Annotated in this window: 14 protein-coding genes; 7 read left to right on the forward strand and 7 right to left on the reverse strand. The window is 64.5% G+C overall.

Features of this window, described 5'->3' with window-relative positions; translation table 11 throughout:
• Positions 1 to 12 precede the first annotated feature (12 nt).
• Positions 13 to 450 (reverse strand): GNAT family N-acetyltransferase, encoded by a 438-nt coding sequence (locus U5A57_RS23975; protein WP_321914121.1) that lies wholly within the window; start codon positions 448 to 450, stop codon positions 13 to 15.
• 215 nt (positions 451 to 665) lie between these two features.
• Between U5A57_RS23975 and U5A57_RS23980 the strand changes: the two genes are divergently transcribed.
• Entirely contained in the window at positions 666 to 1,685 is a 1,020-nt protein-coding gene (locus U5A57_RS23980) for an alcohol dehydrogenase (RefSeq protein ID WP_321914122.1), read from the forward strand.
• Between the two features lie 36 nt (positions 1,686 to 1,721).
• Here the strand turns inward: U5A57_RS23980 and U5A57_RS23985 are convergent, their stop codons facing one another.
• The gene (locus U5A57_RS23985) at positions 1,722 to 3,488 is read right to left on the reverse strand and encodes a sulfate permease (RefSeq protein ID WP_321914123.1); all 1,767 of its coding nucleotides are present in this window, start codon (positions 3,486 to 3,488) and stop codon (positions 1,722 to 1,724) included.
• Between the two features lie 400 nt (positions 3,489 to 3,888).
• Between U5A57_RS23985 and U5A57_RS23990 the strand changes: the two genes are divergently transcribed.
• A complete protein-coding gene (locus tag U5A57_RS23990) occupies positions 3,889 to 4,470 on the forward strand; it encodes an ANTAR domain-containing response regulator (RefSeq protein WP_321914124.1) in 582 nt (193 codons plus the stop codon).
• Entirely contained in the window at positions 4,467 to 5,588 is a 1,122-nt protein-coding gene (locus U5A57_RS23995; protein WP_321914125.1) for a CmpA/NrtA family ABC transporter substrate-binding protein, read from the forward strand. Before U5A57_RS23990 ends, U5A57_RS23995 begins: the two co-directional genes overlap by 4 nt.
• A 42-nt stretch (positions 5,589 to 5,630) precedes the next feature.
• Here U5A57_RS23995 and U5A57_RS24000 read toward each other — a convergent pair whose 3' ends face one another.
• The 5 genes from U5A57_RS24000 to U5A57_RS24020 form a co-directional block, all read right to left on the reverse strand.
• Positions 5,631 to 5,924, reverse strand: a complete 294-nt coding sequence (locus U5A57_RS24000; RefSeq protein WP_321914126.1) for an antibiotic biosynthesis monooxygenase — start codon at positions 5,922 to 5,924, stop codon at positions 5,631 to 5,633.
• Positions 5,925 to 5,963: 39 nt separating this feature from the next.
• Entirely contained in the window at positions 5,964 to 7,073 is a 1,110-nt protein-coding gene (locus U5A57_RS24005) for an NAD(P)/FAD-dependent oxidoreductase (RefSeq protein ID WP_321914127.1), read from the reverse strand.
• A gap of 160 nt (positions 7,074 to 7,233) precedes the next feature.
• The gene (locus tag U5A57_RS24010; RefSeq protein ID WP_415774653.1) at positions 7,234 to 8,349 is read right to left on the reverse strand and encodes a porin; all 1,116 of its coding nucleotides are present in this window, start codon (positions 8,347 to 8,349) and stop codon (positions 7,234 to 7,236) included.
• A gap of 202 nt (positions 8,350 to 8,551) precedes the next feature.
• A complete protein-coding gene (locus tag U5A57_RS24015; RefSeq protein ID WP_321914128.1) occupies positions 8,552 to 8,911 on the reverse strand; it encodes a protocatechuate 3,4-dioxygenase in 360 nt (119 codons plus the stop codon).
• Positions 8,908 to 9,753, reverse strand: coding sequence for a gallate dioxygenase (locus U5A57_RS24020; protein WP_321914129.1), 846 nt, complete (start codon positions 9,751 to 9,753; stop codon positions 8,908 to 8,910). Before U5A57_RS24020 ends, U5A57_RS24015 begins: the two co-directional genes overlap by 4 nt.
• A gap of 373 nt (positions 9,754 to 10,126) precedes the next feature.
• Between U5A57_RS24020 and U5A57_RS24025 the strand changes: the two genes are divergently transcribed.
• The 4 genes from U5A57_RS24025 (at position 10,127) to U5A57_RS24040 (ending at position 13,959) form a co-directional block, all read left to right on the forward strand.
• On the forward strand, positions 10,127 to 10,852 hold the full coding sequence (locus U5A57_RS24025) for a GntR family transcriptional regulator (RefSeq protein ID WP_321914130.1): 726 nt from the start codon (positions 10,127 to 10,129) through the stop codon (positions 10,850 to 10,852).
• Between the two features lie 40 nt (positions 10,853 to 10,892).
• A complete protein-coding gene (locus tag U5A57_RS24030; protein WP_321914131.1) occupies positions 10,893 to 12,152 on the forward strand; it encodes a LysR family transcriptional regulator in 1,260 nt (419 codons plus the stop codon).
• 47 nt (positions 12,153 to 12,199) lie between these two features.
• On the forward strand, positions 12,200 to 12,634 hold the full coding sequence (locus U5A57_RS24035) for a hypothetical protein (protein WP_321914162.1): 435 nt from the start codon (positions 12,200 to 12,202) through the stop codon (positions 12,632 to 12,634).
• Positions 12,635 to 12,831: 197 nt separating this feature from the next.
• A complete protein-coding gene (locus U5A57_RS24040) occupies positions 12,832 to 13,959 on the forward strand; it encodes an aminotransferase class V-fold PLP-dependent enzyme (protein WP_321914132.1) in 1,128 nt (375 codons plus the stop codon).
• Positions 13,960 to 13,972: the final 13 nt, after the last annotated feature.

Below are 13,972 nucleotides of genomic sequence, written 5' to 3' on the forward strand. Positions count from 1 at the left end.
GCCTGCTGCCGCTCACCCTCGCCTCATTTGCCATGACGTGTCAGTACTATTCACGACCTGAAACCCAAAGCGCTCGTAAAGGCCGATCGCGCGATTGCCTTTCAAAACACTTAGCTTGACAGGCACACCGGCGCCGTCCGCCTGCTTCAAAAACTCATGGAGAAGATGGGCCGCGATGCCGCGACCCTGCCAGGCCGGGAGAATCTGGATTTGCACGATGGTCCATTCATCCGCATCCCGAAAGAATTTGAAAAGGCCGAGTCTTTCGGACCCGCAGCAAACGATATAGGCATCGTTGTAGCGGTAACGAAGACGCGCCCAATGCGCGCGCTCGTCGGTCGGCTCGCCAGCGCGTGCCAGGTGTTCGTCCATCGTCGCCCTGCGCAAATCGAACAGAAATGGCTCGTCGGCAGGCGTCGCTGCGCGCAGCGTAACTTCAAGATTGTTCATTCGCCCCGGTCATTCGTATCGTTGGCACTTCCGGTAATTGTTGACGGTCGCCAGTACGTTGTCGACTGCCCGCGTAACCCCAACGCTAACAAACATCCCCCTCGAGTGCCCACGCCGCGCAACACGAAGCGCTCTCACCATCGTCCTACAATGTCGCGGTAGTCGCACGTCGCCACGACATCACCGGCGAAAGCCCACTTTCCCAGGAGCAGACGATGGCAAAGATGCACGCAGTACAGGTAGCAGAACCGGGCGCCCCGCTCGAACTGGTTGAACGCGATATTCCCGAGCCGCCCGAAGGACACGTCCTCGTCAAAGTGCACGCCTGCGGGATCTGCCATAGCGATTCGCTCACGAAGGAAGGCCATTGGCCAGGCCTCCAGTTTCCGCGCGTGCCCGGCCACGAGATCGCGGGCGTGATCGCAAAGCTAGGCGAGCGCGTCGAGGATTGGCAGGTCGGGCAGCGCATCGGCGTGGGCTGGCACGGCGGCCATTGCGGCCATTGTGAACACTGCCGGCACGGCGACTTCGTGCTTTGCAAGAACGGGCAAATTCCCGGCATCAGCTACGACGGCGGCTATGCCGATTACATGGTGGCGCCGCAGGAAGCGCTCGCGCGCATGCCCGACGACCTCTCCGACGTCGACGCCGCGCCGCTTCTGTGCGCCGGCATCACCACCTTCAACGCGCTGCGCCACAGCGGCGCGCGCGCGGGCGATGTCGTAGCGATCCTCGGTATTGGCGGGCTCGGCCATCTCGGCGTGCAGTACGCGCGCAAAATGGGCTTCGTCACCGTAGCCATCGCGCGCGGGCAGGACAAGGCGCCGCTCGCGAAGCAACTCGGCGCGCATCACTATATCGACAGCGCCTCGCAGGACGTCGCGCAGGCGTTGCTCGCGCTAGGCGGCGCGCGCGTGATCCTCGCCACGGCCACGAGCGGCAAGGCCATGAGCGCCGCGCTGGGCGGCCTTGGCCTGAACGGCAAGATGATCATGGTCGGCGTCTCGCAGGAGCCCGTGGAGGTGCCGATCACGCAGTTCATCATGGGCCGCCACTCGGTGCAGGGCTGGCCCTCGGGCACCGCTGCCGACTCTCAGGAGACCCTGGCGTTCAGTGCGCTCTCCGGCGTGAAGCCGATGATCGAGGAATATCCGCTGTCGCGCGCCGCAGAAGCCTATGAGCGGATGATAAGCGGCAAAGCGCGCTTTCGCGTGGTGCTCAAGCCCGGCGCCTGAGTCGGCGAGCGTTGCGAACGGCGCACTTCCGTCACACTAGCGCCCCTCTTGCGGCCCGGCCTCGTCCTTTGCGAGGCCGGCCTCGCCGACATAGCGATCGACAGCACTGCTTACGGTCGGATCGAAACGGTCCGGGCCGATGTCCTCGAGCAAATCGAAGCGCTTGAGCTTGTCGCGCACCGGGTCTTTCATCTCCGCAAAATGCAGCGCGACGCCGCGCTCGCGCAACGCGTGGGTCAGCTCGCGCAGCATGTCGGCGGACGTGACGTCCACGCTCGTCACGGGCTCCGCCGCCACCACGACCCGGCGCACCGGTGTGGGCGACGCTTCCACCGCCTCCATCAGGCGTTGCGCAAACAGCTCGGCATTCGCGAAGAACAACGGCGCGTCCCAGCGAAACAGCACGAGGCCCGGCGTGCGCACGGCTTCGGGATAGCGCTCGATATCGTGATAGCCGCGCAATCCTTCCACGCGGCCAAGCACCGCGAAGTGGGGCCGCCAGCCGTCCCAGAGAAATTCGATCACGGCGATCAACACGGCGAGGCCTATGCCGGGAATCGCCCCGAACACCGCGACGGCCACGAAGCAGCCGATGGATAGCCAGAACTCCCACTGCTGAATGCGGTAAATGCGTTTGAGATCCGCGAATTCGAACAGCCCCAGTGCGGCGGCGATCACCACGGCCGCCAGCGCGCTGTTGGGCAAATAGCGCAACAGATTGGGCGCGACCATGAGCAGCGCCGCCACCGCGAGCGCGCCCACCACGCCGGTGAGCTGCGTGCGGGCGCCCGCAGCCTCGGCAACCGGCGTGCGCGACGCGCTGCTGCTGATCGGAAAGCCCTGGAACAAGCCCGCCGCGAAGTTGGCCACGCCGAGGCCCACCATCTCCTGATTGGGATCGACGCGCGCATGAAAGCGCGCCGCATAGGTGCGCGAGAGCACGCTCGTATCGGCGAAGGCGATCAGCGCGACGGCCGCGCCGCCCAGGACGATCTTGACGAGGTCCACGTTGGCGACCCACGGCAGCGAGAGCCCAGGCAACCCCTGCGGAATCGTGCCCAGCACTTTGACGCCGAGGCTGTCGAGGTGGAAGAGACTCACCGAGAGCGTGGCCACGATCACGGCGATCAGGATGCCGGGCACTTTGTCAAAGCGCTTGAGCAGCAAGATCAGCACGAGGCTTCCCGCGCCCACGGCAAAGGTGTACCAGTTGGCCGCACCGCGCGCGACACCCTCGACGAGGCTGAACAGGTCGCGCATCGGGCCCTGCTCGTCGATAGAGATGCCGAAGAGTTTCGGCAACTGACTAATGAGCACGGCCAGCGCGATGCCGTTCATGTAGCCGTATCGAATGGGCTTGGACAGCAGCTCGGTAATGAAGCCGAGGCGCAAGAGCCCCATGACGACGCAGACGAGACCGGAAACGATCGCCATCATGCTCGCCACGCCGATGGCGCGCGCGGGGTCGCCGCCGGCCACCTGAACGACCACGGCGAGTATGGGCGCCGCGAGCGCGGAATCGGGGCCGAGTACGAGAATGCGGCTAGGCCCGAATAGGGCGTACGCCAGCAGCGGAATGATCGTCGCATAGAGACCGTAGACGCCGGGCACACCGGAAGCCGCCGCGTAGGCAATGCCGACCGGCACGAGCATCGTGGTCAGCACGAGGCCCGCGGCAAGATCGTTCAGTAGCCAGGCGCGTTGGTAGGTCTTGAACAGCGTGACGCCGGGCAGCCAGCGCAGCCATGACCGGCTTGCGGTCGCACTTGCGGGCGGTGCATCGGTGGAAGCAGGTCTTTCCATTTCCATTGGCCGGTTAATTGTCGTGAGAATGCTGGCGCTGGGAATCGTGGAGCCGACTGCGTGCGCTAAAAAGAATAGTTGAAATGCCTTCGTCACAAAAGGCGAGTTTGGCCGCACTGACTGCGCAAGCCTGAGCGCCCGTGCGGACCGCACTTTTTCGTGCATCGCCCGCGGCCACTGCGCCAACTGGGTGCGCCCCGCCGGCGCCCGCACTGCTGCGGTGCACAACGCAGCATGCGCCGCGGTGCGTTGCGCCGCGCCCAAAGTTCCGTCCGGCAAGGTTCTCCGGCCAGGGGACCAACTGGCACATACCTTGCTGAACACTCATGCGCGCCCAGCGATGGCGCACAATGCACCGATTAACCGTCGAAGACGTCATGCCGACGACCACCGAATCCCCATGCTGCGCGTACTGCTCGTAACCGACACCGACAAGCCTATCGGCGACCTGCGCGACGCGCTCGCCAAGCTCGGCTACGACATGCTCGCCGAGCCTGCGACACCGCAGGCGCTGCACCGCGTCGTCGAGCGCGAGCGGCCCGACGTCATCATCATCGATACCGAGTCGCCCTCGCGCGACACGCTCGAACAGCTCGCGGTGATGAACGCCACCGCGCCGCGTCCGGTGCTGATGTTCAGCCACGACGCCAACCAGCAGCTCATCCGCTCTGCGGTGAGCGCGGGTGTGACCGCGTATCTCGTGGAAGGGCTCGCGAGCGAGCGCCTCGCGCCGATCCTCGAAGTCGCGCTCGCGCGCTTTGCCCAGGAAGCGCAGTTGCGCGAGCGTCTCACGCAGGCTGAGAACGAGCTGGCCGAGCGCAAGCTGATCGACCGCGCCAAACGCATCCTGATGGAGCAACAGAAGCTCACCGAGCCCGCCGCCTATGCGGCGCTGCGCAAGCGCGCGATGAACCAGAGCGTGAAGCTCGCCGAAGTCGCCCGCCAGATCGTCGCGGCGGGCGACGTGCAGGACCGACCATGAACGCCACCACCACGCTCGGCGCGCCCGAGAAAACCCATCTGAAGATCGGCTTCGTGCCGCTCGCCGACGCCGCGCCGCTCGTCGCCGCGAAGCTGCTCGAGTTCGGCCACGCGCACGGCCTCACGCTCGAACTCTCGCGCCAGCCCTCGTGGGCCGCGCTGCGCGACAAGCTGCTCTCTGGCGAACTCGACGCCGCGCATTCGCTCTACGGGCTCGTGTATGGCGTGCAGCTCGGCCTTGGCGGCCCGCAAACCGACATGGCCGTGCTGATGGTGCTCAATCGCAACGGTCAGGCGATCACGCTTTCGAACCGTCTCGCGGACGCGCTCGCCGAACACGGCTCGCTGCCGCGCGCGCTCGCAACGCTTGCGCGCAAGCCCGTGTTCGCTCAGACCTTTCCCACCGGCACGCACGCGATGTGGCTGTATTACTGGCTCGCTTCGCAGGGCGTGCATCCGCTGCGCGACGTCGAGAGCGTGGTGATACCGCCGCCGCAGATGGTGGCCGCCCTGGCCGAAGATCGCCTCGACGGCCTGTGCGTGGGCGAGCCGTGGGCGGGGCTCGCCGAGCAGCGCGGCGTGGGACGCACGATCATCGCGAGCGGGGCGATCTGGCCGGATCATCCCGAGAAAGTGCTCGCCTGCCGGCGCGATTTCGTGGCGCGCCACCCGAATACGGCGCGCGCCCTGGTGCAGACGATGCTCGAAGCATGCCGCTGGCTGGACGGCGAAGGCAATCGGCGCGAGATTGCGCAGTGGCTCGCGCGCCCCGAGATGCTGGGCGTGGACGCCAGGCTGATCGCGGCGCGGCTAGAGGCCGATGCGGCTTCGAACGCGCCCGGAATGAAGTTCTTCGAAGAAGGCCGCGTGAACTATCCGCGCGAATCGGAGGGCGTGTGGTTTCTTACGCAGTTCGAACGATGGGGCATGCTCGCGCGGCGAAGCGACTATCGCGAGATCGCTTGCGCGCTCAATCAGACGGCGATGTATGCGCAAGCGGCCGCGACGATAGGGGTTGAAGTGCCTCGCGACGCGGTGAGCGCGCCGTTCGTCGATGGCCGCGTTTGGGACGGGGAAGATGCAGTGCGCTACGTGGAGGGGTTCGATATCAAGGCGTAAGCGCAGCGGGCAGCAACACTGCCGCCGCCCGCGCCCTGCGAGTTACTTCACCACGACCTGCGTGTGCCCCACGACCGGCGGCTTCTCGAAGTACGGGCCGACGAGGCGCCGCCACTCCTGAAAGTCATCCGACTCGCGAAAGTGCACCATGTGATCCTCGACGGTATCCCACTGCACGACGAGCACATACTGGTTCGGCTCTTCCACGCCGCGCTGCAGTTCCACGGCGCGGCAGCCGCGCGCACGGTGAAAGAGCGGCAGCGCTTGCGCCACGGCCGCCTCGAATTCGGCGTTCTTGCCTGCGCTCACTGCGATATGCGCCATCTCGTAGACCATCCTGTTCTCCTTGTGATTCGCGTTGATTCGCTACTGCAGTCAGTTCATGTTTAGACGTTCGACCACCTCGTCCGCAATCGCGAGCGAAGCCGTCAGCCCCGGCGACTCGATGCCGTAGAGGTTCACGAGCCCGCTTACGCCGTGCTCGCGTGCGTCCTGGATCACGAAGTCGCCGCCATGCTTGCCCTCGGCCAGCTTCGGGCGGATGCCAGCATACCCCGGTTGCAGCGAGTCGTCAGGCAGCGCTGGCCAGTAGGTGCGAATCGCCTCGTAGAATTTCGCCGCGCGGCCCGGGTCCACGGTGTAGTCGATCGTGTCGATCCACTGCACGTCGGGGCCAAAGCGCGCCTGGTGGCCAAGGTCGATCGTCAGATGGACGCCCAGGCCCCCTTCCTCCGGCACAGGGTAGATGAGCCGCGAAAACGGCGCCGCGCCTGTAAGCGAGTAGTAATTGCCTTTCGCGTAGCGCACCGGCGGGATCGATTGCTGCGGCACGCCTTCGATGCAAGCCGCTACCTGCTGCGCGTAGAGGCCCGCGCTGTTCACCACGCGCGTGGCAAGCAATTCCATCGGCTCGTCGCCACCAACCTTGAGCAGCGTCGGCTGGCCCGGCTTCACCAGGCCACCCGTGACCGGCGAGCAAAACGCGAGCATGCCGCCCGCCGCTTCGAAGTCGCCCTGCAGCGCGAGCATCAAGCCGTGGCTGTCCACAATGCCCGTGGAGGGCGATTCGAGCGCCGCCACGCAATTGAGCGCGGGCTCCATGGCGCGCGCCTCGTCGCGCTCGAGCCAGCGCAGGTCGTTCACGCCATTGGCGGCCGCCGTCGAGCGAATCGCGCGCAGCGCGTCGAGCTGCCCTTCCTGTGTTGCGACGATGAACTTGCCGCAGCGGCTGTGTTCCACACCCTTCTCTTCGCAATACGCGTAGAGCTGGCGCTTGCCCCGCACGCACAGCTGCGCCTTGAGCGAGCCTTGCGGATAGTAGATGCCCGCGTGTATCACTTCGCTGTTGCGCGAACTGGTGCCCGTGCCGATGGCGTTTTCCGCCTCGACGAGGACGGTTTCCCAGCCTTGCCGCGCACACGCTCGCGCAACCGCGAGACCGACTACGCCCGCGCCGATCACGACGCAATCCACCGTGTCCGTCATGAAACTTCCTTTCTCGTCACGCGAGTGCTGTTTCGACTGGCGCTATTTTGCCCAATTCGCGTGCATTGCGTGAAAGGACGCGCAGCATGAAAAAACGCCGCGCGATCAGGCGACCGGGCGGCGTCAAACAACTACCGGAGAAAATGAGGCTAGACGTGCATCAGAAGTGCGTATGCAGGCCCACGCGCGCAACCGCCTGGCTCTGACCGCTCGAAGCGCCGTCCGAGGAGTTCATGCCGTTGATCTTCGCAAGACCGCCCGAGCTGGCACGCTGGTACACGCCCAGCACGTACACGCTGGTGCGCTTGGAGAGCGCGTAATCGACGATCGCCGCGACCTGGTGAGCGTGATTGTTGTCGACCACCTCGTTGCCCTTCATGTACATGTACGACGCGCCGGCGCTCAGCGCAGGCGTGAAGTTGTAGTGCGCGCCTACCGAGCCCTCGTACACCGAGCCGCCGTTGGCCGAGTTATGCACCGTGGTGAAGAGCGCATTCGTAATCCAGCCGCCAAAACGATAGTGCGCGCCAATACCCCAGTTGCGCACGCTCACGTCGCCTTCGCCCGTCACGACGGTCTTGAGATTCGTATAGGCCGCGTTCACGCCGAAGTCATGCGCCGAGTAGTTCAGCGCGAAGCTCGTGCCGTTGCCCGTGCCGATCGAACCGGCCACGCCGCCGAAGCTGTACATCGCGCCCGCGCTGAAGCCGCCGAACGTCGGCGACAGATACTTCACGGAGTTGTTGACGGTCTCGCCTGCCATGCGGTCCCAGTCGAACGCACCGGTCGCGTTGTTCGGCAGCGCGAGCTTCTGGAACGGACCCGCGCGGAAATCATAAAAGTGGCCCGAGAGTTCCGCCGGATCGTTGCCTGCGAAATACAACGAGTCCGTCATGAAGTCGTACTGGTTACCGAGCGTGAGCTTGCCCAGCTTGTCGTTGCTCAGGCCCAGAATCGAGGTACGGCTAAAGAGGCTCTTGTTCGGCATGAAGGCGCCGTTGTCCACCTGGAACTGGTTGACGAGCTGGAAGAAGGCCTTCGTGCCGCCGCCCAGATCTTCCGTGCCGGTGATGCCCCAGAGGTTCGGGCCGTTCACGCCGTCGTCCATCTTGAGGTTGTGCTTGCCGCCCTGGTTGCTCACGTAGGTAATGCCCGTGTCCATCATCCCGTAGAGGGTCACGCTGCTTTGCGCGAACGCAGGTGCCGCGCATGCCATCGCGCCGATGGCCCCCATAATCGCCAATGCAATTTTTTTGTATTGCTTATGATCCTGCATTCTCCAAGTCTCCTGTTTTGAACAAACCTGTTTATTCGAGCATCGAAGGTTATCCGGCTCGCCACCCCGAGATCAGGCGAGCCGCAAGCAAGCGCGCGGCATATGGGCCGCGCGGGTCAAACGCGCTCGAGCGGGCAAAACGCCCGCTTAAGCGCAAAAGCGAATCGGGAGATCAAGCGGGATAAAACGGTCGATCGAGCGATCAAACCGCGTCGGGCACCTTGCGCGTCTTCAGGAACGCCTCGAGGGTTTCGCCGCGCATGCTCGCGTACATGCCGAGATTCGTGATCTTCACCACGCGCGCGAACTTCTCCAGCACGAAAAAGCACACGCCGTATTGAATGAGGCCGAGCCAGTCCGTTGCGTCGATGAGCGCGCGCTCCTCGTTGGTAAGCGCCGCTGCGTCGTAGGCGGCCTTGCGATCGCTCAGCCACAGTTCGCGCGCCTGCGGCAAACGCATTTCCCAGAAGAAGCGGTTCAGGCGCATGGCCTTCATGCTCTGGCGAATGTCGAACGGGTAGGTGCCCGTGAGTTCCTCGATGCCAGCCAGTTGCGGATTCATTGCTGGCCCTCTTCTTCGTACACCGTGACCGCCATCGCCGTGCTGGTCGCAAGATAGTAGTTGCGATGGACTTCGCGGATCTTGCCGCCCAGCGCCCCGCGCATGGCGAGCCACATGATCGTCTCCACGCTCTCCGCGCCGCCAAGGCGCACGTAATCCACGTGCTTCATGCGAGCGAGGCGCTCCGGATCGTTCACGATCAGGTCGAGAAACTCCATGTCCCATTCGGTGTTGTTGTAGCCGCTGCGCTCGCCGTGTACCTGGTGCGAAAGGCCGCCCGTGCCCACCACGACGATATCGAGGTCCTGCTCGAACGATTCGATCGCGCGGCGCAGCGCCTGGCCGATCCGGTAGCAGCGGTTGGCGGTCGGCAGCGGATACTGCAGCACGTTCACCTGGATCGGCACCAGCGCGGCGGGCCATCCGCCTTCGTGCGGCAGCATGAGCGAAAGCGGCGAATTGCAGCCGTGGTCGAGCGGTTTGTCCTGGAAGATCGTGAGGTCGAACTCGTCGTTCACGAGTTGCTCGGCAATGTGGATCGCGAGGTCGGGGTGGCCCGCAATGTCCGGCAGCGCGCGTTTGCCCGCGCCTTCGTCGGCGAACTCGTGCCTGGCGGAAACGCCCAGCGCGAAGGTCGGGTAGCAGTCGAAGAAGAAGCTGTTGGCGTGGTCGTTGTAGAACATCACGAGCGCGTCCGGCTTGCGCTCGGCGAGCCACTGCGCCACCGGTTCGTACCCCTGGAAGAGCGGCGCCCACGCGGGTTCGTTCTGCTTGCCCTTGTCGTATGCCATGCCGATTGTCGGCACGTGCGATGTGCCGATGCCGCCCACTATTCTTGCCATGATCTTGCCCTCTGCTGCTGTTCATGCGGCGCACTCGCGCCGCGCTGGACCGGATACGTCGGCAGACGCCTTCGATCCATCAATTGGGATACGAAATTACAAAAATGCCGCCCAAACCGTAAGCAAGGGTTAACCACGAATTTTTCCCTTTTCCTCATGAATTCAGGGCTTTTGAGCGTTTTTACACACTCGGCCGATCGCTCAAACCCGCGCGCCGTAACGGTTTTTGGTATCCTGAAAGACCATTGCGGGAAGTGCGGAAGATCCGCCCCGGCAACGCCCTCATAAACGAAACAGATATCAAAAGAACGAACTCGCAAGGGCCACGCGCGCCATACGCCGCGCGCCTCGCACACTGCGATTCACGCAAGACATGAACGGGACGACCCAGCAAACTATCGTGCAGGCGCTGCGCACGCGCATCCTGTCCGGCGAACTCGCGCCCGGCGAGCGGCTCGTCGAGGCCCAGCTCGCCGAGCGCCTCGGTATTTCACGCACGCCGCTGCGCTACGCGCTCAGTGTGCTCGCCACCGAGGGCCTCGTCGAGCGCTCGGGCGCGCGCGGCTATACCGTGCGGCGCTTTTCGGTGACCGACGTGCTCAACGCCATTGACGTGCGCGGCGTGCTCGAAGGGCTCGCCGCACGCACGGTCGCCGAGCGCGGTGTGGATGCGGCGCTCGCGCGCGCGCTCGAAGACTGCCTGCGCGAGGGCGACGCGATTTTCGCGGCCGGCGTGCTCGACAGCGAAGCGGAAACGCGCTACGCCGCGATGAACGGCCGCTTCCACGCACTCATTGTGGAAGCGGCGCACAATCTCGCGGTGAGCGCCGCGCTCGCGCTCAACGACAAGATTCCATTCGTCTCGCCGGGCACGGTGGTGTTCGACAAGGCCGCGCAGCAGCGCCAGTTCATGATGCTCTCGTATGCGCACCGCCAGCATCACGCGATTGTCGGCGCGCTCGTGAACGGCGAAGGCGCGCGCGTCGAAGCGCTGATGAAAGAGCACACGCATATTTCGAAGGAGAGCCTCAATCTCTCGGTCGACCGCCTGCATCTGAGCGCAGTTGGCGCCGCAGTGGCCGCCGCAGTGGCCGCATGAGACACGGCACGTATCCCACCCAAAACGACATGATCGCGCCGTGAGCCAGCCCGAACTCCTGAATCTCGCGCATCTGCGCGCCTTTCGCCTCGTTGCCGACACCGGCAGCGCCACGCGCGCCGCTTCGGCCCTGTATCGCGCGCAGTCGGCCGTCACGCGCTCGGTACAGGAACTGGAGACGGCGCTCGGCGCGCCGCTCTTCGAGCGCAAGCCATCGGGCATGCTGCCCACGGCCGTGGGCCGCGTGGTGCTCGAGCGCTGCGCGCGCATTTTTGGCGAACTGGAAGAGCTGGCGCAGTGGTGCGCCGCGCGCCAGGCGCGCCGTCGCGCGTTGAGCGAAGGCACGCTGCCCGCGTATCTGCTCAACACACGGCGGCTGCAGCTATTCGTCGCGCTGGCGCGGCATCGCCACATGCCGAGCACGGCCAATGCATTCGGCATCAGCCAACCCGCGGTGAGCAGCGCCATGCGCGTGCTCGAAAGCGGCTCGGGCGTCACGCTCTTCCATCGCGGACCGCGCGGCGTGCTGCTTACGGCTGAAGGCGAAACGTTCCTGCTGCACGTGCGGCGCGCGCTCAACGAATTGCGCCACGTGCCCGACGATATCGCGGCGCTGCACGGCAATATCCAGGGCTCGGTGACGGTGGGCGCGCTGCCGCTGGGCCGCACGCTGATCCTGCCCGCCGCGATCGCGCGTCTTTCCGCGCAGCATCCGGGCGTGCGCGTGGTGACCGACGAAAGCGCTTATGAGCTGCTCGTGGCGGGCCTGCGCGCGGGCGACGTGGACTTCGTGCTCGGCGCGCTGCGCGAAAACGACGCGGCCAGCGGCCTTGGCAACGAGCGGCTGATGTCGGAGGACATGGTGGTGCTCGCGCGGCATGACCATCCGCTCGCGAAAAAGCATGGCCTCACGCTGAACGATCTGCGTGACGCACAATGGATTCTTTCGCGCACGCATTCGCCCTCGCGCGGGCTGCTCGAGGCGCAGTTCCGTCGCGTGAAGCTCAAGCCGCCGCTGCCCACGGTCGAAACCGCTGACCTCGCCGTGATTCGCGGGCTGCTGCTCGGCACGGACATGATCACGGCGCTCTCGGCGCAGCAGTTGCATTACGAAATCGAGTCGGGCCAGTTGGTGATCCTCGACGTGCCGTTGCAGCACACGCGCCGCGATATCGGGCTCACGCTGCGCGCGCAGGGCTCGCCCTCGCCTGCGGCGCGTGCGCTGATCGACGCGATCCGGCTCGCGGTCATGGACGTTGCGCCCGCAACGCGCGTGGTGGAGGGACGGCGCGCGGGCTGATCGTCGTGCGACAGAGCGTAGTGGTTCGCCAGCGCGGGAGTGCATACATGACAGAAGCATGGCAATTCCAGGTCCGTATCACCGTCACCCCCGCGTTGGCCGATGCGCTGCGTGCGGGCAGGCCCTACGACGGGCGCGATTTGCTCGAAGCTGTTTTGCGCGAGTACGACGCCTCTTTGAAGTGTCAGTTCGACGCGTTCGCCGACTATGTCGACGCAGCGGAACGCGAGGGGCGCGAGCGCTATCCGTTATATCAATGGACGAAAGACACGATTGGCAATCGCGAGAAAAAGGCGAAATACCTGAAGTCGTTCACGGTCTACATTCGCGGTGAAGAGGTCTACGACAGCGAGGCCGCCGACTCGCTGTATGCGCGGCTCTCCACCCTTGCTGATCAGGTGGGCATCGAAAGCGTGAGCCGGTTCGATACGAACCCGGCCAATAATCCGCAGCCGCCCGCGCGCAACCAAGACAGACACTGACTCTGCCGCATCGCACCATTGTCACGGGCGACGCGACGCTTCATGCGTGCGCCGGATAGCCGGTAAAAATATGCCCCAAGCGACAGACGGCTTTCGTTAGAATCTATTTCCGTCGCGGCATAAAACATTTTGCATTGTTGCGGCAGTAGCGAACCGCAAATACTGCTCACAATGTTCATCCTTTATCGGAGGCGAGCGTGCCAGGTTTACTTCCCAACGTCGACCGCGAGGGACTCCTCGAATATTCAGTGGTCTACACCGACCGCTCGATCAATCATATGTCGCAGCTCTTTCAAGGCGTCATGCGAGATATCTCCGCGTCGCTGAAAAAAGTCTACAACGCGAAGTCGGTCGTGGTGGTTCCGGGCAGCGGGACTTTCGGCATGGAAGCCGTTGCCCGCCAGTTCGCGACGAACAAGAAATGCCTCGTCATTCGCAACGGCTGGTTCAGCTTCCGCTGGTCGCAGATTTTCGACATGGGCGGCATTCCGTCTGAATCGATCGTGTTGAAGGCGCGCCCGGTCGAACAGGGAAGGCAAGCCGCCTATGCACCGCCGCCCATCGAAGAAGTCGTTGCTGCGATCAAGGAGAACAAGCCCGATCTGGTCTTTGCGCCGCATGTCGAAACCGCATCCGGCATGATGCTGCCCAACGCGTATTTGCGCGCGGTGGCCGACGCTGTGCACGCCGTAGGCGGCATGTTCGTACTCGATTGCATCGCCTCCGGTACGGTCTGGGTCGACATGGAGGCGAGCGGCATCGATATCCTGATCAGCGCCCCGCAAAAGGGGTGGAGCGCTTCACCTTGCTGCGCATTGGTCATGCTCAACTCGCTCGCCCGCGAACGCATTGATGCCACGACCAGCACCAGCTTCGCCTGCGATCTTCGCAAGTGGCTGCAGATCATGGAAGCCTACGAGAACGGCGGGTTCGCTTATCACGCCACGATGCCCACGGACAGTCTCGCGACGCTGCGCGACGTGATCAAGGAAACCGAGGCTTACGGCTTCGACAAGGTGATGGCGGAGCAGCTCGAACTCGGCAAGCGCATTCGGGCGCTGCTCGCGAGCAAGGGGTTCAGAAGCGTAGCGGCCGAAGGTTTTCAGGCGCCGGGTGTCGTGGTCAGCTACTCCGACGACGATGGCATACGATCCGGCAAGAAGTTCGCCGACGCCGGCTTGCAGATCGCGGCCGGCGTGCCCCTGATGTGCGACGAGCCGGAAGACTTCAAGACCTTCCGCATTGGATTATTCGGCCTCGAAAAACTGCATGACGTCGAAGGCGCGGTCGGCAGGCTCGCCAAGGCGCTGGAGCGCATTCTCTGACGCAACGCCTCAT

The sequence above is a fragment of the Paraburkholderia sp. J11-2 genome (assembly GCF_905220185.1).
In the GTDB taxonomy this organism is placed as follows: Bacteria; Pseudomonadota; Gammaproteobacteria; order Burkholderiales; family Burkholderiaceae; genus Paraburkholderia.

Excerpts from the sequence above, each read along its gene's own strand:
- U5A57_RS23995 (WP_321914125.1), top strand. The coding sequence starts at position 4,467 with ATGAACGCCACCACCACGCTCGGCGCGCCCGAGAAAACCCATCTGAAG.
- U5A57_RS24015 (WP_321914128.1), bottom strand. The coding sequence starts at position 8,911 with ATGAATCCGCAACTGGCTGGCATCGAGGAACTCACGGGCACCTACCCG.
- U5A57_RS24000 (WP_321914126.1), bottom strand. The coding sequence starts at position 5,924 with ATGGTCTACGAGATGGCGCATATCGCAGTGAGCGCAGGCAAGAACGCC.
- U5A57_RS24020 (WP_321914129.1), bottom strand. The coding sequence starts at position 9,753 with ATGGCAAGAATAGTGGGCGGCATCGGCACATCGCACGTGCCGACAATC.
- U5A57_RS23975 (WP_321914121.1), bottom strand. The coding sequence starts at position 450 with ATGAACAATCTTGAAGTTACGCTGCGCGCAGCGACGCCTGCCGACGAG.
- U5A57_RS24005 (WP_321914127.1), bottom strand. The coding sequence starts at position 7,073 with ATGACGGACACGGTGGATTGCGTCGTGATCGGCGCGGGCGTAGTCGGT.
- U5A57_RS23985 (WP_321914123.1), bottom strand. The coding sequence starts at position 3,488 with ATGGAAAGACCTGCTTCCACCGATGCACCGCCCGCAAGTGCGACCGCA.
- U5A57_RS24025 (WP_321914130.1), top strand. The coding sequence starts at position 10,127 with ATGAACGGGACGACCCAGCAAACTATCGTGCAGGCGCTGCGCACGCGC.
- U5A57_RS23990 (WP_321914124.1), top strand. The coding sequence starts at position 3,889 with ATGCTGCGCGTACTGCTCGTAACCGACACCGACAAGCCTATCGGCGAC.
- U5A57_RS24010 (WP_415774653.1), bottom strand. The coding sequence starts at position 8,349 with ATGCAGGATCATAAGCAATACAAAAAAATTGCATTGGCGATTATGGGG.
- U5A57_RS23980 (WP_321914122.1), top strand. The coding sequence starts at position 666 with ATGGCAAAGATGCACGCAGTACAGGTAGCAGAACCGGGCGCCCCGCTC.
- U5A57_RS24035 (WP_321914162.1), top strand. The coding sequence starts at position 12,200 with ATGACAGAAGCATGGCAATTCCAGGTCCGTATCACCGTCACCCCCGCG.